Below are 18072 nucleotides of genomic sequence, written 5' to 3' on the forward strand. Positions count from 1 at the left end.
TTATATGTTGTATGATGACTTTTCTAGTTGTTAGGAATGACCGAACGTGAAAAATGATCCTTTATTGTCCGCTATTTCGTCTAATGAACCTCATCGAGAAAACAAGCCACAACGGAATTTGGCGCAGAAATTGGTTCAAGAAATACTGCATAAAATTGAAAATAAGGTGTTAGTTCCGGGGGATAAATTGCCTAAAGAAGCTGACATCATGCAAGAGCATGGCGTCAGCCGAACCGTTGTACGAGAAGCCTTGCAACGACTTCAGGCATCAGGAAATGTAGAAACCAGACACGGCATAGGCACCTTTGTTTTAAATAACAAAGGCCAAGGGCCGATGGATTTGTCATTTGATTATGTCAATGATGCAGTGGAAATCTTGGAACTGCGCATTGGTTTGGAAGTGGAAATCGCTGGTTTAGCCGCCTTACGACGTACAGAAGAGCAGCTGGTGGAAATCCGCAAAGCCTTGGATGCATTGCGAGCTATCGACAGAAATGGCCATGTATCAGACGCAGGATCAGCAGATTTTAATTTCCATTTATTAATCGCAAAGTCGGCAGGCAATCATTACTTTGTCGATATCATGCAACACATGGAAAACAGTTTAGTACCACGAAAACGTATTGATGTGTCTCATGTGAACCATGAACACGAAGAAGTGTATGCAGCGATAGAGCGAGGAGATTCTTACGCTGCGCGGGCAGCAATGCGCTTGCACCTGACCAACAGCAGAGAGCGCTTTTTGAAACTGGCAAGAAAGTGATTACCCAGTGTAGGTAATCACTTTACTTGTACGCTATCAGTCATTTACTAGCATTACGCCAATGGCCCACCAATAATAGTGTTACGCAACCCAGCGATAATATTCTCGCCTGTTTCGTGTCTTAGTTCATCATACCAAGCTTGGGTTTCTTGCATGTCTTTGCCATGGGTAACATCACAGCGTTTGCGAGCTTTTAGCACAAGATCTTTAACGCGAAAACGGCGTTCTTCTTCGTACTGCTGCAAAGCGGCAAGAACACCCGCAACCGTTTTTCCTTTCATTCCAAATTGATCTGCAAAACACTGTCCTAGAACAACAGCGTCTTCTAGTGCGGAGCAACCGCCTTGGCCAATGTCTGGTGTGGTGCTGTGAGCAGCGTCACCAAGTAGAGCAATATTGCCTTTCACCAAAGTATCGAATGGCTCGATATCATGGATTTCGATACGGTTAGTGGTTTCTGGATTAATCGCTGCAATCAATTTTTGCACGGGTTCCGCCCAACCAGCAAAGTAGCGAGTGAGATCCGCCACCACAGTGCTTCTGTCTTCTGCTAGGCCTTTTGGTAATGGCACATCAAAAAAGAAGTAAAAGCGATCATTCGCGATGGGCATGATGGAAACACGTTTGCCTTCGCCAACAAAAGTGGTCCATTGGTCGGCAGGAGCAATGTTCTCATCTATTTCTACTAAGCCATTCCAGTTTACATAATCGGCGTAACGGCGCTCGGTTTGATAGCCAATCACGTCAGCGCGCACCACGGAATGCGTACCGTCGGCGGCAATCATGAAGTCGCCTGTTGCGCTGGTGCCATCGGTAAAATACGCAGTGACGGCCGTGTCGCTTTGTTCGACTTTTTCAATGCGCTTGCCAAATTGAACTTTATCGCGCCCCCACCAGTCGATCATTTGGCTTTGTAAGTCCGCTCGCGAAACAGGACAAGGGCGTTCGCCAACCGCATCAACCAGGGGCGCAAGGCTGAATTGTGTCATCACGCTTCCAGTTAAACCGTCGTGATACGCCATGTTGTGCATCGGGCCACCGAGTTCGTCCATAATGCTACCCATGCCTAAATGGTTCATGCATTTCACGCCGTTAGACCAAATAGAAAGTGCAGCCCCCACGGGTTTGATTTCTTTCACCGCTTCAAAAATATCGCATTCGATGCCTTGTTGCTTTAGCGCTGCTGCTGCTGACATTCCGCCGATACCTGCGCCTATCACGAGTGCTTTCATAGGATTTTCCTCAAATTCTTAATAGCGAATAAGGAAGAGCATTCGCAATAAATATGCCATGAAACAAATGAACCTATATTTTTATATGTGAAACCTTTGTTTTAGAGGGATTGCTAATCTTTGGGTGTGGGTCAAAGAAGAAATAGGCGAGTTTTCTTCTTTGACCGATAGGGCAGGAAGTGGACTATCTTGGTGCGGATTTAGTGTTTTTTGCTCTATTCTGGCTCGCTTAGTTTGGGCTCTAAATGCGAAAAACTAGCTACCACGATATGTGCTGTAAGAATAAGGCGAGACAAGCAGTGGAATATGATAATGGGCGTTTTCATCGCTGATACCGAACCGAATTACCACGGTATTTAAAAAGCTTGGACCGTCTTGTTTACTGTCTTGGTTGGCGCCATCGGCAAAGTATTCATCAATAGCGTACTCCAGTTCATACACGCCCACAGAGAAGCTGTCAGCTTGCAACAAAGGCTGATCACAGCGTCCATCACTATTGGACACAGTGCTATGAATCAGCTGTCGCTGATCTTCTGACATGCGTTGATAAAGACGAATTTTAACGCCTGCGGCGGCAATGCCTTTTGTTGTGTCTAGTATATGAGTCGTTAGATATCCCATTGTTTGTCCTTAGCTGCTATTTTTAAAAGTGTGGCTTACCTTGCCTGTTTCTTGCAAGTAGAGCCTTTAATAAGTGAAATGGAATTGAAAATATTGTTTCATAGTAGTCAATATTTGTGCCATATGTTCCTATGGTACGCATTTTTGTCATTCATAGAGATGTTCTTAGATAAAAATTGGAGTCCTATTATGCACGACCCGTTAGCTGCGATTAGTCAAATGGAAGAAGCGGATTTTATCGCGTTATTCAGCAATATTTATGAGCATTCGACTTGGGTAGCAGAAGAATTGTGGCGACAGAAAGTTGCGCATCCTGCCGAATATTTTGACAGTATCGACAAAGTGAAAGAGGCCATGGCTGACATCGTGGAGCAAAGCACAGACGAGCAGAAACTGCTGTTGTTGCGTGCTCATCCTGACTTGGCTGGCAAAGCGGCTATAGCGGGAGAATTAACGGATGCTTCTACATCAGAGCAAGCCGGAGCAGGGTTGGATCAATGTTCAGAAGAAGAACTTGCGTACTTTCTACAGCTGAACGATACCTATCGAGCGAAGTTTGGTTTTCCCTTCATCATGGCCGTTAAGGGCGCGACCAAAGATCAAATAATTGCAGGGTTTGAATCTAGAACCCCCAATGACTGGCAAACTGAGTTTGACCGCGCCATGAGCGAAGTGCATAAGATTGCAGGGTTTAGATTGGCGGATTTGTGAAATTGCGCCTACCGATTCATATAAAAACCGTCATCGATGGTTAAGCATCGGTGGCGGTTTTTTTGTTAGCGAGTAGTGAAAATCGAAGGCTTATTTATCGACGAAATTAGCCTGAATGCGCTGCGTCAAAAAGTCTGCCGCGCTGATAGGTTGATAACGTTTAGCCGGACCTTGGATGATCTGCGTTTTATTGGCTTGGCAAAAGAAGGCAATGGAATGACGGCTGCCGCAGTATTCATCGATTCGTGGCTGACGCACCCTGTGCAGGTTGGATTTAAGTTGGTCGTCACTCCAGCGCATGAGCATATCGCCGATGTTGCAAGTGATCACGCCGCCAAGGGGCGGAATGCTTGTCCAGCGTTGGGTTTCTGCTTCCGCACCTGGGCAAACCTGTAAACCGCCGTGTCCTTCGTGTTGGAACAATAAAGTCAAACAATCGAAATCCGTATGGGCACCCGCACGCCAGATATTACCTTGCTCAGTGACGCCTTCAGTGGCGTAATAATGCAACAAGCGCAAGGTGCTTTGATAGTCTGGCTGACGTGGGTCGTGTGCTTTGCTAAAGAAGTCTCGATCAAAGCCGAGCTTGTCCGCAAAGCAAGACAACACCTTCATGCCGACTTCCCAGCATTGTTTTTCAAAACGTAGCGTATTGGCTTGAAAGTTTGGCAACTCTTCTTCAGTGGGCCATAAATTATCCATATGGTATTGGGTAATCTGATAAGACTCTTTTTGATCCTTAGTGCCTGTGGAAGGGCGGATCTGGCTGCGACTTTCCCAGCCAGCGTTGACACTTTTTGGTCGAGGGTATTTGTTTTTAATGCTTTCAGGTAGGTTAAAGAAACGCTCGGACTCTTTGAAGGCGGCTTTTATTTCTTCAGGATCGATACCGTGGTTGCTTAATTGGAAGAAACCGATTTCGGTTGCGGCAAGCCAAAGTTGCTCGGTGATTTCTTCTCGACGATTTTCAAAATCGCTCATGTCGATGATGCGAATTTCTCTATCGTTGGTGTCTTCTCCTGCGCCACCAAACGTGGTTTCGCGTTGTAGTTCTTCAAGTGAATATGCATTCGTCATGGTTTTCTCCCATTCTCCTAGATTTAAAATGACTAGGCGCTTCTGCCTAGTGGAAAATGGAGCAATGACCGAACGTACTCTACTCTTACTCTTTTTATAGAGTGACAGAGTAATAGAGCGCGTCTGACTGCTTCTACTCCGATTATTACGTGTTACCAAACACCCTCATGCAATTTTGCGGCCTCTTCTTCAAGACAAGGCCCAATGACTTCCACTTTTCGTTGTCCCGATTCAAATACGGTACGACAAGGTAAAGCCAAAGTCGGGTTTTCTGGGTGGTTGCCAGTGATTTGCTTTAAGCGGTCTTCGCTCAATCCATACACAAGGCGTCCTAATCCTGCCCAATAAGCGGAACCTGCGCACATGGCACAAGGCTCAGCGGAAACATACATGGTGCACTTTGCTATAAAGTCAGGACGATACGCCTTGCTGGCGCGCGTCATTAACTTGCGCTCAGCGTGGCCTGTCATATCGAAGTCGGGCAAGTAGCCGTTCACTTGGGTCATCAGTACATTGTCTTCGTCGTCGACTAAGATTGCCGCAAACGGGTGAATGCCTTGTTGTTTGGCCTCATCCGCTAGGGCAAAGCTTTGGCGTAAAAAGTCTGTGTCTTTGGTATTTAATGTCATAACTTACTTCTTCTTAGGAAGGCTCCACGGAAACAACCACGCCTGAATCCACTGAATCGATTTAAACAGTAACAAACTGATGACCGACAAGAAGATCAGCCCAGCAAAGGCTTGCGGGATTTTAAAGAAAGAAGTGGAGAACTGAATGAAATAGCCCAAACCTTCTTCAGCTGCGACGAATTCCGCCACTACGGCACCAATAATCGCCAAGGTGATCGACACTCGAAGGCCACTGAAAATGTGTGGAATCGCATAAGGAATTCGAATCTGCCAGGTTTCACGATAACGCGGTGCACGCAAAGATTGGCTGAGTTCGATCATTTCTGGTGGTGTTTCCAGCATGCCCGTCGTCGTTGATACCACAAGCGGGAAGAAGGTAATCAGGCAAGTGATCAACACGCGAGATGGATCGTCAGTGCCAAGCAACACGATGATCAAAGGCGCAACGGCGACCACAGGGGTAGACTGAATCACGATCAAAGCTGGATACAGTACTCGGTTCATCAATTCAGAGCGCATCATGCCAATGGATAAGGGAAGGGCAATGAGGATAGACAGAGCAAAGCCCATCAAAGCCACACGTAATGTTGCCCAAAGGTGTGTCAACCAGCGGGAAAATTCCACATCAAAGAAGGCAATAAAAATCGCTGATGGCGAAGGTAAAATGTAATTTGGCACATTGCCAAATCGACAGATTAGCTCCCATAACAGCACGAGGCCGATAAAGAATAGCCCCGGTGCGAAGCGATTGGCTTGCTGGCCGAGCCAAGTTTTAGGCTGGTACGTTGGGTTCATAAATATAGCCTCTGATTAAATCGGTTAGCTCAGCAAAGCGAGGGGAGTTAATGGTTTGTGAAGAGCGTGGGCGAGGTAAGTCCACCTCGATCAAATCCAACACAGTACCGGGGCGTTTGCTCATCACTAAAATACGATCTGATAACAACACAGCTTCACTAATGGAGTGCGTGATAAACAACACAGTCTTTGGATTTTTTTTCCAAATATCGAGCAGGTCGAAACCGATTTGCTCACGCGTTAACGCATCCAATGCCGAAAAAGGTTCATCCATCAATAGAATGTCTGGGTTCAGAAGTAGTGCTCGCACAATGCCAACACGTTGCTGCATGCCGCCAGATAATTCGTCTGGCATCTTGTCTGCAAACTGAGTCAGACCAGCCATTTCTAATAGTTCGTTGGCACGCTTTTCATCACTAGGGGAATAACTGCCGTATTTGTGTTTCAGTGGAAACAGCACATTTTTGCGTACCGTTAGCCAAGGCAACAAATTGGCTTTTTGAAACACAATGCCCACGTCGTCACGAGGTTCGGTAACGGGACGGTTAAAGACAGAGACTTCGCCATGAGACGGGATCAGCAAGCCTGCCACCATGCGCAAGAGAGTGGATTTACCACAACCAGATGGCCCAACGACCGCCACAAATTCGTGGCGGTGTATATCGAGATCTATGTCTTGCACAACCATGGGTGCTTCTGGGCGTGGGTCAAATTTATGACCCACTTTTTTCATGCTCACGTAGGCGGATTTATTGCTATCCGTCATCTTATTATCTTCCATACCGTTACTCCGGCTTAAAGCTGTTGTTTACGGCACTTTTTGGGTCGATTGCATCCACAGAGACGCCATTGGCTTGTGCTACGTATTCCCATGTTTTTTGAATGCGTTCGTCGGTGAAGTTACCAAAGCCGTCTTGTGTTGTGACGTCGTTGTAGACCAAGTTATAAATGCTCTTAATTTGTGCGGAAACAATCTTGGCGTCGACTTCTGGCACCATTTTGTGCAGATCCACGCCCGCTTGGTCTGGGTTGGCATAAGTAAACTCAATGGATTTTGCGAAGGCTTTGATGAAACGTTTGGCGACATCTGGACGCTCTTCTAAAAAGCGTTCAGAAGCTAGAAGAGAGGAACTATAAAGTGACAAACCAGAATTTGACCAAGGCATTTCGATCAGCTCTTTGCCTGCGCCTTTCGCTTGCGATTCATAAAGCGCGGTATTGGTAACCCAAGCAATAATGGCGTCTGTGCTGCCGGTGATCATCATTGGTGCTAGGGCACCCGGATCGGATTTTACTAATTTAATATCGCCTTCGCTCAGGCCATTTTGTTCTAACACCAATGGCAAGAAAGCATTGGATGAGGTGAAGGGTGACGTTGCGACTTTTTTGCCTTTCAAATCTTTGATCGATTTAATGCCGCTGCTTTTTAAGACGAAAAATGCGTGTGGTGCTTGTGTGAAGTAGGGATAAACCGCTACAACAGGCACATCGTCCTGCGCTTTTGCGGCCATCAAAGCGCCAATATCGGAACTGCCAATGTCAGATTGGCCTGTTGCCATCTTAGTCAACGCATCGGTGGAACCGCGACCACTGGCGATCTTGACCTCTAAATCTTCGTCAGCAAAGAAACCTTGTTGGATACCTACATAAACGGGCGCTTTATCGCCACCTGGTAACCAGTCTAATTGAAATGTAACCTGATCTGCCGCCATGGCAGATGTGGCTGAGATGAGACTGGCTAAAAGAGAGAATCGAATTGCTGTTTTCTTTGCCGCTTTCATAAACATGCTCCATACAATTAATAGGGACTAAAGACCCGCTTGTTTCACATGGATATAAGTTAGCAACATTTGTTCCATATTTGTGTGGAACTAGAAATGTTTCTTTAAGTATTTGAATTTAATAATAAAAAGTAAAGTGAAAGACTTTTGGTGATAAGACAGAAAAGTATTCGAATAGAGGTAATGAAACAAAATGGTGCGATATCAACCAGCCCGAGAGGCGAGTTTTTTATACACCGCATCTTTGTCTCGTTTGCCAATTGCCAGTACATAAATGACGATTTCATCATCAATGACTTCATAAGCTAGGCGATAGCCTGAGGTTCTTAGTTTTATTTTGTAGACGTAATCATAACCACGTAGTTTTGAGGCTGGAACATGCGGGTTGTCTAGTCGCTCTGCTAACTTCTTTTTAAATTGTGTTTGGATTTGTGGTGCTAATTTGCGCCATTCTTTTAGAGCTGCAGGAAGAAATTTTAATTTATAAGTCATCTAAACTCACTTCGATGGCTTTGGATAAATCAGTACGGCGAGCCTCAACTAGTTTTGCTAGTTCAATATCATCGACCATCTCCATCAAAAGCTCATAGGCCTCAGCAGGGACGAGGTAAGCTGCTGGCTTATTGTGGTTTAAAATGGCTATAGCAGAGCCACCAGATTCGTTAAGTAAAGCCGTTGGGTTTTTCTTTAATTCAGAAATACTGGCTGTGTAATTGGCTAAGATTTGTCTCATGGGAACCTCTATTAAGCACTAAATTTAGGTCTTATTTTAGACCTAAATTTTAGGTGGTGCTATATATTTATCTTTGATGCTTAATTCGGAGTGCGTACTAAGACGGTTCTATCATGATGAAGTGCGTGTCAGCTTGTGCGACAGGGCAGTGATCAACCCCTTTTGGCATGACATATATCTCGCCTTGCTCAAGGATAATGTCACTGGATGATTTGAGCCTTAATGTCAATTGGCCTTTGAAGACGATGATAATTTTTTCTTCGTCTTCATGTTTGTGCCAGCCTAATTCTCCTGTCCCTTTTAAAATTCGTACCGATTGCCCATTAGACTCGGCAATGATTTTTGGTGCCCATTCTTCGTTTAGAGATACAAATTCTTCATTGATGTTAATCTTGTCCATATTGGTAACCTTATGTCCTTTATCAAACCGCATTAATGATAATAAAACTCATTTGCGATTGTCGATAGGGTTAATACTTTTAATTGAAAATGGATTGTTTAAGGGACAGTATTAGTTTTAAATCAAAACTTTGTACGATTGGTCAGGTTTTTGCATTTAAGCTATTATTAATGACATTATTCTAAATAAGGAGAGCGCTTTGCAATTTATACTAAACGATGAGCTCATCGACGATAACACGCTCCCTAGCGACTTTACCGCTTTGCGTTACTTAAGAGAAAAACGTGGATTAACTGGTACGAAGGAAGGTTGTGCCTCTGGAGATTGTGGTGCATGCACGCTTCTTGTTGGTGCATTAGAAAACGGCGAATTGACCTATTCAACGCTCAACTCATGCATTACGCCAGTTCAATCCTTATCGGGTAAGCATGTGGTCTCGGTAGAGTATTTATCCAAGGTGGATGAATTGCATCCTGCTCAACAGGCCATGGTGGAATCTCATGGTTCTCAGTGTGGTTTTTGTACGCCGGGATTTGTATTGTCCTTGGCGGGGTTATACGAAAACAAACAGAACGCTGACCAGCCAATTGATCGTGAAGCCGTTTGCGATGCGATTTCTGGCAACTTATGTCGTTGTACTGGCTATCGCCCAATCATCGATGCTGGCTTGTCTATGATCAAGGTTCAAGAATCTAAAGAGACGCCTTTTATTGAGTTAATGAGTAAAAACGAAGGCATTAAGGCGTTACTTGAAAATCTACAAACGCAAACGAATGACGGCAGCAACTACGTACAACCAAACAATTTAGAGCAACTGGCTCAGGCATTAACTTCGTATCCAGACGCAACCTTGATCGCGGGTGGCACGGACTTGATGCTAGAAAACACTCAGCGTTACCGCGATTTTGATACTCTCATCGACGTATCTAACGTGGCGGAACTTAAGCAGTTGGATATTGGTGCCGTGACACTGACAATCGGTGCGTCGGTGACTTACAGTGAATTGGAAGATTTCAGCAAGATACTTTATCCGCAAATTTATGGCTTATTGAGCCGAATTGCCTCTCGACAAATTCGTAACCGTGGCACGATCGGCGGCAACGTGGCGAACGCATCGCCCATTGCTGATTTACCGCCATTGCTATTGGCGTTTGATGCCGATATTCAATTATTGAAAACAGACGGCTGTACTAGAACGGTAAACATCAATGACTTTTACCAAGGCTACAAACAAACTCAACTAGCTGACGATGAAATGATCGCATCCTTTGATGTGCCGCTGGACAAACTGTCGCAATTTCATCGCTTTTATAAAGTATCGAAACGCATGGAAGACGATATTTCCAGCGTTATGTTAGCGGTTCGATTTAGCGTTGATAATGGCAAAGTAAGCGATGTACGCTTTGCATTTGGTGGCATGGCCGCCACCCCAATTCGTGGTAAAAAAGCAGAAGCCGCATTAATCGGCAAAGCCATTAATGACGAGCAAGCCTTAAACCAAGCCATAGAAGCGTTACGCAGCGAATTAACGCCAATGAGCGATATGCGAGCCAGCGCAAAATACCGTTTGGATATTGCCTGTAATCTGATTCACAAAGCCTGGTTGGAATTAAACGGCACCGAGGTGGTGACCTTCTCAGGTCACGCTGTTAGCGATTCCATTTTATCGACTGGTTCGGAGGCAAGCACTCATGCGTAAACTGCCACAAGATTTTACTTTAGACAAAAAAGACATCGGCAAAAATGGTTTTTTGCCTGTCCATGAATCGGCGATTAAACACGTAACAGGCCAAGCCGTTTACATTGACGACATGCCAGAATGGCCAAATGAATTGCATGTGGCAACGGGGTTATCGACCGAAGCTCACGCGGATATTGTGTCGATCAACTTGGACAAAGTTCGTGCTTACCCAGGTGTGGTCGATGTGATCGTACAAGCGGATATTCCTGGTGAAGTGGATGTGTCGCCTGTATTGAGCGGTGATTTGCTATTGGCGGGTGATTTCGTTCACTTCATAGGGCAAGCCATTTTTGCGGTCGCAGCCACCAGTTTGCGTGCGGCAAAACAAGCCGTTGCCTTGGCGGAGATAGAGTACAAAACGCGAGAAGCAACCTTACATCCTCGCCAATCGTTAGAGCGTCAAGAGTTCGTTTTGCCGACTCACACCATTAGCTGTGGCGACGCTAAAGGGGCATTAGAAACTGCGCCAAATAAACTGAAGTCCGATTTGTACATCAAAGGCCAGGAACATTTTTATCTGGAAGGCCAGATCAGTGTGGCAACGCCAAATGAAGACGGCGGCGTACAAGTATTTGCTTCCTCTCAGCATCCAGCGGAAGTACAAAAGCTGGTGGCGCGTGTGCTTGGCTTGCCAGTGGCGCAGGTATTGGTTGAAGTACGTCGTATGGGCGGTGGCTTTGGTGGTAAAGAATCGCAAGCGGCGGTGCTGAGCTGTATGGCAGCGGTGCTTGCGGTACGAAATCGTTGCCCAGTTAAGTATCGCATGCCGCGCCAAGACGACATGGTGCAAACCGGTAAGCGTCACGACTTCTGGAACAGCTACGAAGTGGGCTTTTCTGACGCGGGTGAGATACTTGCAGCAGAGTACGACATGGTGGGCAAATGTGGCTGTACCGCCGATTTATCTGACGGCGTTGTTGACCGCGCCATGTTCCACGCAGACAACGCTTATTTCCTACCGAATGCTCGCATCAGTGGCTATCGTGGGAAAACCCACACAGTGTCCAATACCGCGTTTCGTGGCTTTGGTGGGCCTAAAGGCGTTCTGTTGGCAGAAAACGTGATCGAAGAAATCGCCTGCGCAGTAGGCAAAGATGCCCTAGATATTCGTAAGCTAAATTGTTATCAAACCGGTAAAGACACCACGCCATATGGGCAAAAAGTCGATGACGATGTGTTGCTTACACTGATAGAAGAACTCGAAACCAGCTCAGATTATCGCGCTCGTCGTGAAGCGATTAAGGCATTCAACAAGAAGAACTCTTTCTTGAAAAAAGGCCTCGCGCTCACGCCTGTGAAATTTGGTATTTCCTTTACCTCGAAACACTTAAACCAAGGTGGTGCTTTGCTGCATATCTACACCGACGGCAGTGTGCACGTGAGCCATGGCGGAACGGAAATGGGGCAGGGGCTTTACACCAAGGTGGCGCAAATTGTTGCCAAGGCTTTTGGTATTGACTATCAGCGCGTCAACGTGGGTTCTACTCGTACTGACAAAGTGCCAAACGCGTCACCCACCGCCGCTTCCGCAGGAACGGATTTGAACGGCATGGCTGCGCTAGACGCCGCTCTGACGATCAAAAGCCGCTTGCAAGAATTCGCCATGGAACACTTTGCTATTGCTGCCGATGAATTTGCTATTGAAGACGATCAAGTCATCCTAGGCAGCGAGACAATGAGTTTTCCCGAATTCATTAAACTGGCGTACATGAATCGCGTGTCTTTATCGTCTACCGGTTTTTATAAAACACCGAAGATAGGTTACGACCGCAAAGCCGCCAAAGGTCGTCCATTTTTATACTACGCCAATGGCGCTGCTGTGGCGGAAGTGATCGTCGATACCTTCACAGGTGAATACAAGGTGACTCAAGTGGATATCCTCCACGACGTTGGCGATTCGATAAACGCAGATTTGGATATAGGGCAAATCGAAGGCGCGTTTGTACAAGGCATGGGCTGGCTCACGTCAGAAGAGCTAAGCTGGGATGAAAAAGGTCGCATCACCACCAACAGCCCGGCGAATTACAAAATTCCTACATCGGCGGACATTCCAGAGAAGTTCAACGTTAAACTGTTTGATCGACCCAATAGCGAAGAATCCGTCTATCGTTCTAAAGCCGTAGGCGAACCGCCGCTCATGCTGGGGATTTCCGTTTGGTGTGCACTAAAAGACGCCTGCGCTGCCGTGGCAGACCATAAAATCTCACCGCCATTGGCTGTGCCTGCCACGCCAGAAGCGGTGTTTTACGCCATGCAAGCAGCGCAAAATCATAAAGCGGATGAGGAAGTCAGTCTATGATGTCCTCTATGAGCTGGGTTCAGGCCTTGCAAGAGGTGGAAAAAGCAGGGCAAGCTTGGGTGATTGCTACCGTGATCGGCACCCAGGGTTCTGCGCCGCGGGAATCATCGAGCAAGATGATTATTACCGAAGAGCACAGCTTCGACACGATCGGCGGCGGACAGCTGGAATACGCTGTTTGCCAAAAAGCCCGCGCCATGTTGCAAGATACTGCATCGCCTTCGCATCTTTTGGAAAACTTTCCCCTCGCCGCCAAAACCAACCAATGTTGCGGCGGCACAGTGTCTGTTTTATTGGAATACTTTCCAGAGCCAGCGACGAAAATCACTATCTTTGGCATGGGGCACGTGGCAACGACTTTGGTTAATGTTCTGGGCAACATGCAGGCGAAAATCTCATGGGTCGACAGCCGTGCAAATCTTGCTCAAGACCATAACCTCAAAGGCTTGCCAAGCAACGTCACGCCGTTTTTGTATGAATCCATGCTGGAACACATCGACCACATGAGTCATAACGAAATCGCCTTAGTCATGACCCACGACCACGCCTTGGACTACCAACTTGTGGAAGCCTTGCTGGATCGCAAAGACTGCCGATTCATCGGCCTAATCGGCTCGAAAACCAAAGCGCTTCGCTTCAAAAAACGCCTCGTTAGCGCCTCCTTCAGCCAAGCGGAAATAGACTCAGTACATTGCCCAGTGGGGCTAAACGAAATCGCAGGCAAGAAACCCTTCGAAATCGCCATCTCCATCGCAGGGCAAATCATCCAAATCACCCAAACCAAAAACGAAGCAAAAAAGGGCAGTGGACTGACTTGGAAAGAAATTAACAACGCCCTAAGTGAAGAAAAGGCTCACATCTAGGTCGTTTGGTAGCAGGAGCAAGGCAAACACCACCGCTCGACACTGTCGTTTGACCTCGCTCTTGGCGTTTGCCTTGCTCCGCATCAACGTAATTATTCCCTCCCCTTATGTCTTCCAAGGGGAGGGCGAGGGAGGGGTAATTACTTTGGCTCTTCGGAGCTTTGACCCTGACTTCCACTGGAGACGCGAGCAAACCAAACACCACCGCTCGACACTGTCGTTTGACCTCGCTCTTGGCGTTCGCCTTACTCCGCATCAACCTTGTAAGTTGTTGATTTAACTTTTTTTGTAGGTCGCGGCTTTAGCCCGACAACGTAATTATTCCCTCCCCTTATGTCTTCCAAGGGGAGGGCTAGGGTGGGGTTATTACTTTGGCTCTTCAGGGCTTTGCCCCCGTCTTCCAAATGCGAGCCCTATGTTTCTTGACCACACCTGTTAACGGGTGCTATTAATGGCACTCGATTGCTTGCTAGGAAGTCACTATGCAGATTAAATTTTCTGAGGATGTTATTCCTCTATCAGACCTAAAGATCAATCCCGGAAAGGTAGTGGGTCGAACGCAGGAAACGCATCGCCCAATTCTACTTACTAGCCGTGGCCGCGGCGTAGCGGTTGTTCAGGGGCTCGAAGATTATGAGAAAACCGCAGAGGAATTGCGGTTTGTAAAAGCGGTGGCGCAGGGGCTAATGGATGCTCGCGAAGGCAACACCGTATCCTTGGAGGACGCCAAGATAACCTTGGGAATCAAGTAAATGGAATTACGCATCGTACAGTCTGCTCTTGAGGATTTACAAGCTATTCAGGAGTATTACCGAGAACAAGATGTGCCGCATATCGGTGATGACTTCGTCGCTGCTATCTTGAAACATTGCGAAATGCTTCAAATTTACCCAGATATAGGCCGAATTGTTCCTGAATTCAACATGGATCACATTCGTGAATTGATTCACGCGCCATTTCGGGTTGTCTACCTCAGACAAGCCAAAGAGATTGTGCTCATCCGCGTCTGGCGAAGTGAGAGACAGCTTGAATTAACAGAGAATGAGGCCTAAGCAAACGCCACAACTCAACTTGACTGCTTTATGGCCGTTTGACCTCGCTCTTGGTGTTCGTCTTGCTCCCATAATCTCTCCAGTATAAAACGAGATCACTCGAAATTTTTCGATTTTGATGTTTTAACGTTATAACGCTACATTGTTAAAACCCCTGAAGAATCGTCGAGGTGTAACATGAGTAATTTATCAAAACGTTCAACCGTTTACTTTGAGCCTGCTATCCATCAAGCGCTAAAAATGCGAGCGGCATCATCAGATGTTTCTATTTCAGAACTAATTGATGAAGCGGTACGCTTGCTTATGAGAGAGGATCAAGAAGACCTTGCTGCCATTTCAGAACGAGTGAATGAGCCAGAAGTGACTTATGAAGTTTTTCTAAACGAGCTGAAAGCGAATGGCAAAATATAAGATTACTTTCAAAAAGTCGGTCAGCAAAGATTTTAAGAATATCCCTAAAAAAGACGTCCCCAAAATATTTCAAAAAATTGAAAGTCTAGCTGATAACCCAAGAGCAGAAGGCTGCATCAAGCTATCGGGTTTAGATACTTGTCGCGTAAGGCAAGGTTTATATCGCATCATTTATCAGATAAGAGATGATGTATTGATCATAAACGTGATTAAAGGTGCACATAGATCTTCTGTATATAAAAATAATTAGTCTTACCCTTTACGTTAGCCTTGCCCCAAAATACCCACTATCTTCAATCGAAGAGCACGATTAGCGAAGTAGCTTTTTTAAGGAAATGCTATTGTTCTAATGAATAACTGATTCAAGCTACGGACAAGTTTCTTCCCTTTTCTTCAAGGGGAAGACGGAAGTTGGGGTTCTTTTGCGCTTCGGAGCTTTAACTCTGCCTTGTTTGATAAGTAATCAAAAACTACGTGCTTTTACTGGTGGCTGGTTAGCAAGTCTTTTAGTATCAATGGGTAAAGAGAATAACGCACATCTGTATTAACATAATGTTGGATACCTAAAGGAGCAAAGATGTCCCTCATCGCGAACACACCTAACCCGCCATATTACGCGGTAATTTTTACATCTCACCGTACTGAAGTTGATAGCGGTTATGGTCAAATGGCAGACCGAATGGTCGAACTAGCTTCAAAGCAACCAGGGTTTTTAGGCATAGAATCGGCACGAGAGGACGTTGGAATTACTGTTTCATATTGGTCTGATCTCGAGTCCATCAGGCAGTGGAAAGCACATGCAGAGCATCAACAAGCCCAAAAGCTTGGCCATGAAAAATGGTATTCATCATTTAAAACTCGCATATCAAAGGTAGAGCGCGACTACGGTATTTAGCAAACCAATTAAGTCCATTTCAATACGCTGTGCTTTTTCCGCATACAAAGGCGTTTTGGGTCACAGCGACGTTGTTAGAGAGTAGGGCAAGCAAAGCTAGTAACTTATTTGCAACGCCAGGCATTTTTAATATGCGTTGTGATTAAATATTCAGCGGTATCAGTATTGCGTTGTTCATTACTCAAGTGAGCATTATGTGATTGGAGGAAAAATGCAGTATATCGAAGTCAAAAGCAGTCAGATTCCGCTTGATTTACTGCTTGAAGCCGATCCTTCTGAAGCAAGTATTTCATCATATTTATTAGGCTCATGGTGCTTTGCTACAATAGTTAATGAGCGTGTTTTAGCGGCTTGTATAGTAAAACCTCACACTAGCAGTGTTGCTGAGATATTTAATATATCTGTTTATCCAGAGTTCCAAGGTCACGGTTTTGGCTCCGCATTGCTAAAGTCAGTTCTATTGCAGTTATCAAGTAAGGGGATCAATCGTGTTGAACTTGGTACTGGCACATTTGGCTATCAACTGACATATTATCAACGCCTTGGCTTCCGAGTCGATTCAGTCATCAAAGATCACTTTTTACTAAATTACCCTGAGCCAATATTCGAAAATGGTATACAACACAAAGACATGCTGAGATTATACATACAACTTTAGTGCGTACATAACAGGATAATGAGGGGGCGAGTAAAATTAAATGGAGTATGCTACCGCAAGATAAAATAGAAAAAAATAACTAGTAATAATAGAAAGGTATTTTAATTTTACTCTGGCCCTTTTTATTCTTTAATAGCTTTATAAAATTTTATTATTAAATTGTTTATAAGTTTTTTGACAATTTTAAATTTTATAAACGAGCATGCTCACTATTAAATGTTATGCATTTTCTTCAATTTGTCTCTCTGGGAGGTTTTTAGAGTGGCACAAGGTATAATTTCAGATAATTGGTCTCTTCAAGATATATCTAGCTTGTTTATGGATGGTATGGAAAACGCATCTGCGGATGAAATTGCCATAGCAAATGGTGAACATAGCTATAAAGCAGTTAGTTATCCATCAATTCAAACGGAAGCTTTGTTCGATTTTTTAACTGACCTAGTTTTGAGAGATGAGATCTTGGTTGAGGCTAAATTTGAAGATGCATGGCTGAGGACAAGCAGCCCGATATTAGCAGCCAAAAACTTAGGTGTAGTTCGGAGTTATCCTTTTTTAGAAGAGCCTCATAAATTAGTTGAACCACGAAATCGAATAATTGAACATATGAGCTCAACGGAGTCTTTGAAGTTAGCTCATAAAGAAAATGTATTGAGCTGGCAAGAAAGCAAAAGGCCTCAGCATCCACTTTTATCAGCAACAATGTGGGGTGGAGCTGGAATGTGTGCTCGAAGCTTTGTTTATGAAAAAAGTTATACTCCGCATCCTCTACGCAAGAGGTTCTTTGTTAATTCAGGTTTTATGTTACCTGCGGGTGACGCTTTACATCAACTCACCTCGTTTTTAAACGATGAACAGATGAAGGTATCAAAAAAGGTGTATGGAACAGATTCACTGTATTCATTATTTGTTAATATGCCGGCTATTCCTATTCGAATTATTCAGGAATCTTTCTCACCTAGTCAGCTTATTGAGGTTGCGCTCCAAATGAGACAAGATTTTGCAAAATTGAGAGAGTGGTTAAAGTTATTTCAAAATGCATTATCTGAAGAAAATCTGAAGTCAATTGCTAACTATCGAAAACAATTAGATTCTGTTTCGGAGTATGTTAATTCAAAAATAGGGCTAGGTTCTGCTATCAAACCTGTAACTATGGAAGCGGGTGTGGGAATTTTTAAAATGGTTACACAATCTAATCCAGTAAATACTCTTAAAAATCAATTCGGCGTCAGAGCCACATTGAATAGTTTGATTTTTGACTCTAACGGCAAGCAAGAAATCAAGAAGTTTATTAGTATGTTTGAACAAAGAGGAACTGCTGTTGGTTACGATATAGAACAGCACTTCACAAAAAATGCATAACAAACTGCTTAAGAGCGATTCGTAACGCGTGTGGTATTTTTACTATGCGCTG

Annotated in this window: 22 protein-coding genes; 12 read left to right on the plus strand and 10 right to left on the minus strand. The window is 45.0% G+C overall.

Going from position 1 to position 18072, the window contains the following annotated elements:
- Positions 1-46 precede the first annotated feature (46 nt).
- A complete protein-coding gene (locus DFP75_RS02015; protein WP_245926929.1) occupies positions 47-763 on the plus strand; it encodes a FadR/GntR family transcriptional regulator in 717 nt (238 codons plus the stop codon).
- A 53-nt stretch (positions 764-816) separates the two neighbouring features.
- Here DFP75_RS02015 and hpxO read toward each other — a convergent pair whose 3' ends face one another.
- Together hpxO and uraH are read right to left on the minus strand one after the other, a co-directional pair.
- The gene (hpxO, locus tag DFP75_RS02020; protein ID WP_110571829.1) at positions 817-1995 is read right to left on the minus strand and encodes an FAD-dependent urate hydroxylase HpxO; all 1179 of its coding nucleotides are present in this window, start codon (positions 1993-1995) and stop codon (positions 817-819) included.
- A 255-nt stretch (positions 1996-2250) separates the two neighbouring features.
- Positions 2251-2616, minus strand: a complete 366-nt coding sequence (gene uraH / locus DFP75_RS02025) for a hydroxyisourate hydrolase (protein ID WP_110571830.1) — start codon at positions 2614-2616, stop codon at positions 2251-2253.
- 189 nt (positions 2617-2805) lie between these two features.
- Here uraH and uraD point away from each other — a divergent pair, with 189 nt between their 5' ends.
- Positions 2806-3327 carry a 2-oxo-4-hydroxy-4-carboxy-5-ureidoimidazoline decarboxylase gene (uraD, locus tag DFP75_RS02030; protein ID WP_110571831.1) on the plus strand — a complete coding sequence of 174 codons (522 nt, stop codon included), beginning with the start codon at positions 2806-2808 and terminating at the stop codon, positions 3325-3327.
- A gap of 90 nt (positions 3328-3417) precedes the next feature.
- Here the strand turns inward: uraD and DFP75_RS02035 are convergent, their stop codons facing one another.
- From DFP75_RS02035 to DFP75_RS02070, 8 genes are all read right to left on the minus strand, one after another.
- Entirely contained in the window at positions 3418-4404 is a 987-nt protein-coding gene (locus DFP75_RS02035; RefSeq protein ID WP_110571832.1) for an isopenicillin N synthase family dioxygenase, read from the minus strand.
- A gap of 152 nt (positions 4405-4556) precedes the next feature.
- A complete protein-coding gene (locus tag DFP75_RS02040) occupies positions 4557-5033 on the minus strand; it encodes a nucleoside deaminase (RefSeq protein WP_110571833.1) in 477 nt (158 codons plus the stop codon).
- A gap of 3 nt (positions 5034-5036) precedes the next feature.
- Complete coding sequence (locus tag DFP75_RS02045; RefSeq protein WP_110571834.1) at positions 5037-5828, minus strand: ABC transporter permease; 792 nt, start codon at positions 5826-5828, stop codon at positions 5037-5039.
- Positions 5806-6609 carry an ABC transporter ATP-binding protein gene (locus tag DFP75_RS02050; protein ID WP_245926931.1) on the minus strand — a complete coding sequence of 268 codons (804 nt, stop codon included), beginning with the start codon at positions 6607-6609 and terminating at the stop codon, positions 5806-5808. Before DFP75_RS02050 ends, DFP75_RS02045 begins: the two co-directional genes overlap by 23 nt.
- Before the next feature lie 4 nt (positions 6610-6613).
- Complete coding sequence (locus tag DFP75_RS02055) at positions 6614-7609, minus strand: ABC transporter substrate-binding protein (RefSeq protein WP_110571835.1); 996 nt, start codon at positions 7607-7609, stop codon at positions 6614-6616.
- Between the two features lie 204 nt (positions 7610-7813).
- Positions 7814-8101, minus strand: coding sequence for a type II toxin-antitoxin system RelE family toxin (locus DFP75_RS02060; protein ID WP_110571836.1), 288 nt, complete (start codon positions 8099-8101; stop codon positions 7814-7816).
- Positions 8091-8342 carry a type II toxin-antitoxin system Phd/YefM family antitoxin gene (locus tag DFP75_RS02065; RefSeq protein ID WP_110571837.1) on the minus strand — a complete coding sequence of 84 codons (252 nt, stop codon included), beginning with the start codon at positions 8340-8342 and terminating at the stop codon, positions 8091-8093. Before DFP75_RS02065 ends, DFP75_RS02060 begins: the two co-directional genes overlap by 11 nt.
- A 97-nt stretch (positions 8343-8439) precedes the next feature.
- The gene (locus DFP75_RS02070; RefSeq protein WP_110571838.1) at positions 8440-8742 is read right to left on the minus strand and encodes a cupin domain-containing protein; all 303 of its coding nucleotides are present in this window, start codon (positions 8740-8742) and stop codon (positions 8440-8442) included.
- Positions 8743-8941: 199 nt separating this feature from the next.
- Here DFP75_RS02070 and xdhA point away from each other — a divergent pair, with 199 nt between their 5' ends.
- The 10 genes from xdhA (at position 8942) to DFP75_RS02120 (ending at position 18020) form a co-directional block, all read left to right on the plus strand.
- A complete protein-coding gene (xdhA, locus tag DFP75_RS02075) occupies positions 8942-10441 on the plus strand; it encodes a xanthine dehydrogenase small subunit (RefSeq protein WP_110571839.1) in 1500 nt (499 codons plus the stop codon).
- Positions 10434-12782, plus strand: a complete 2349-nt coding sequence (gene xdhB / locus DFP75_RS02080) for a xanthine dehydrogenase molybdopterin binding subunit (RefSeq protein WP_110571840.1) — start codon at positions 10434-10436, stop codon at positions 12780-12782. The genes xdhA and xdhB overlap by 8 nt, the downstream gene beginning before the upstream one ends.
- Positions 12779-13645, plus strand: coding sequence for a xanthine dehydrogenase accessory protein XdhC (gene xdhC / locus DFP75_RS02085; protein ID WP_110571841.1), 867 nt, complete (start codon positions 12779-12781; stop codon positions 13643-13645). Before xdhB ends, xdhC begins: the two co-directional genes overlap by 4 nt.
- A 482-nt stretch (positions 13646-14127) precedes the next feature.
- Positions 14128-14397, plus strand: coding sequence for a type II toxin-antitoxin system Phd/YefM family antitoxin (locus DFP75_RS02090; protein ID WP_110571842.1), 270 nt, complete (start codon positions 14128-14130; stop codon positions 14395-14397).
- The gene (locus DFP75_RS02095) at positions 14398-14697 is read left to right on the plus strand and encodes a type II toxin-antitoxin system RelE/ParE family toxin (RefSeq protein WP_110571843.1); all 300 of its coding nucleotides are present in this window, start codon (positions 14398-14400) and stop codon (positions 14695-14697) included.
- Positions 14698-14874: 177 nt separating this feature from the next.
- Entirely contained in the window at positions 14875-15108 is a 234-nt protein-coding gene (locus DFP75_RS02100; RefSeq protein ID WP_110571844.1) for a ribbon-helix-helix domain-containing protein, read from the plus strand.
- Positions 15095-15358 (plus strand): type II toxin-antitoxin system RelE family toxin, encoded by a 264-nt coding sequence (locus tag DFP75_RS02105; protein WP_110571845.1) that lies wholly within the window; start codon positions 15095-15097, stop codon positions 15356-15358. The genes DFP75_RS02100 and DFP75_RS02105 overlap by 14 nt, the downstream gene beginning before the upstream one ends.
- Before the next feature lie 327 nt (positions 15359-15685).
- On the plus strand, positions 15686-16003 hold the full coding sequence (locus tag DFP75_RS02110) for an antibiotic biosynthesis monooxygenase family protein (protein ID WP_110571846.1): 318 nt from the start codon (positions 15686-15688) through the stop codon (positions 16001-16003).
- A 211-nt stretch (positions 16004-16214) separates the two neighbouring features.
- Positions 16215-16661 carry a GNAT family N-acetyltransferase gene (locus tag DFP75_RS02115; RefSeq protein ID WP_110571847.1) on the plus strand — a complete coding sequence of 149 codons (447 nt, stop codon included), beginning with the start codon at positions 16215-16217 and terminating at the stop codon, positions 16659-16661.
- Positions 16662-16922: 261 nt separating this feature from the next.
- Entirely contained in the window at positions 16923-18020 is a 1098-nt protein-coding gene (locus DFP75_RS02120) for a hypothetical protein (protein ID WP_110571848.1), read from the plus strand.
- Positions 18021-18072: the final 52 nt, after the last annotated feature.

This window comes from Marinomonas alcarazii, from assembly GCF_003208215.1.
GTDB classification, from domain to species: domain Bacteria; phylum Pseudomonadota; class Gammaproteobacteria; order Pseudomonadales; family Marinomonadaceae; genus Marinomonas; species Marinomonas alcarazii.

Bases quoted from the DNA above. Each gene is read 5' to 3' on its own strand.
- hpxO (WP_110571829.1), bottom strand. From the start codon at position 1,995: ATGAAAGCACTCGTGATAGGCGCAGGTATCGGCGGAATGTCAGCAGCA.
- uraH (WP_110571830.1), bottom strand. From the start codon at position 2,616: ATGGGATATCTAACGACTCATATACTAGACACAACAAAAGGCATTGCC.
- uraD (WP_110571831.1), top strand. From the start codon at position 2,806: ATGCACGACCCGTTAGCTGCGATTAGTCAAATGGAAGAAGCGGATTTT.
- DFP75_RS02035 (WP_110571832.1), bottom strand. From the start codon at position 4,404: ATGACGAATGCATATTCACTTGAAGAACTACAACGCGAAACCACGTTT.
- DFP75_RS02040 (WP_110571833.1), bottom strand. From the start codon at position 5,033: ATGACATTAAATACCAAAGACACAGACTTTTTACGCCAAAGCTTTGCC.
- DFP75_RS02045 (WP_110571834.1), bottom strand. From the start codon at position 5,828: ATGAACCCAACGTACCAGCCTAAAACTTGGCTCGGCCAGCAAGCCAAT.
- DFP75_RS02050 (WP_245926931.1), bottom strand. From the start codon at position 6,609: ATGGAAGATAATAAGATGACGGATAGCAATAAATCCGCCTACGTGAGC.
- DFP75_RS02055 (WP_110571835.1), bottom strand. From the start codon at position 7,609: ATGAAAGCGGCAAAGAAAACAGCAATTCGATTCTCTCTTTTAGCCAGT.
- DFP75_RS02060 (WP_110571836.1), bottom strand. From the start codon at position 8,101: ATGACTTATAAATTAAAATTTCTTCCTGCAGCTCTAAAAGAATGGCGC.
- DFP75_RS02065 (WP_110571837.1), bottom strand. From the start codon at position 8,342: ATGAGACAAATCTTAGCCAATTACACAGCCAGTATTTCTGAATTAAAG.
- DFP75_RS02070 (WP_110571838.1), bottom strand. From the start codon at position 8,742: ATGGACAAGATTAACATCAATGAAGAATTTGTATCTCTAAACGAAGAA.
- xdhB (WP_110571840.1), top strand. From the start codon at position 10,434: ATGCGTAAACTGCCACAAGATTTTACTTTAGACAAAAAAGACATCGGC.
- xdhC (WP_110571841.1), top strand. From the start codon at position 12,779: ATGATGTCCTCTATGAGCTGGGTTCAGGCCTTGCAAGAGGTGGAAAAA.
- DFP75_RS02090 (WP_110571842.1), top strand. From the start codon at position 14,128: ATGCAGATTAAATTTTCTGAGGATGTTATTCCTCTATCAGACCTAAAG.
- DFP75_RS02095 (WP_110571843.1), top strand. From the start codon at position 14,398: ATGGAATTACGCATCGTACAGTCTGCTCTTGAGGATTTACAAGCTATT.
- DFP75_RS02100 (WP_110571844.1), top strand. From the start codon at position 14,875: ATGAGTAATTTATCAAAACGTTCAACCGTTTACTTTGAGCCTGCTATC.
- DFP75_RS02105 (WP_110571845.1), top strand. From the start codon at position 15,095: ATGGCAAAATATAAGATTACTTTCAAAAAGTCGGTCAGCAAAGATTTT.
- DFP75_RS02110 (WP_110571846.1), top strand. From the start codon at position 15,686: ATGTCCCTCATCGCGAACACACCTAACCCGCCATATTACGCGGTAATT.
- DFP75_RS02115 (WP_110571847.1), top strand. From the start codon at position 16,215: ATGCAGTATATCGAAGTCAAAAGCAGTCAGATTCCGCTTGATTTACTG.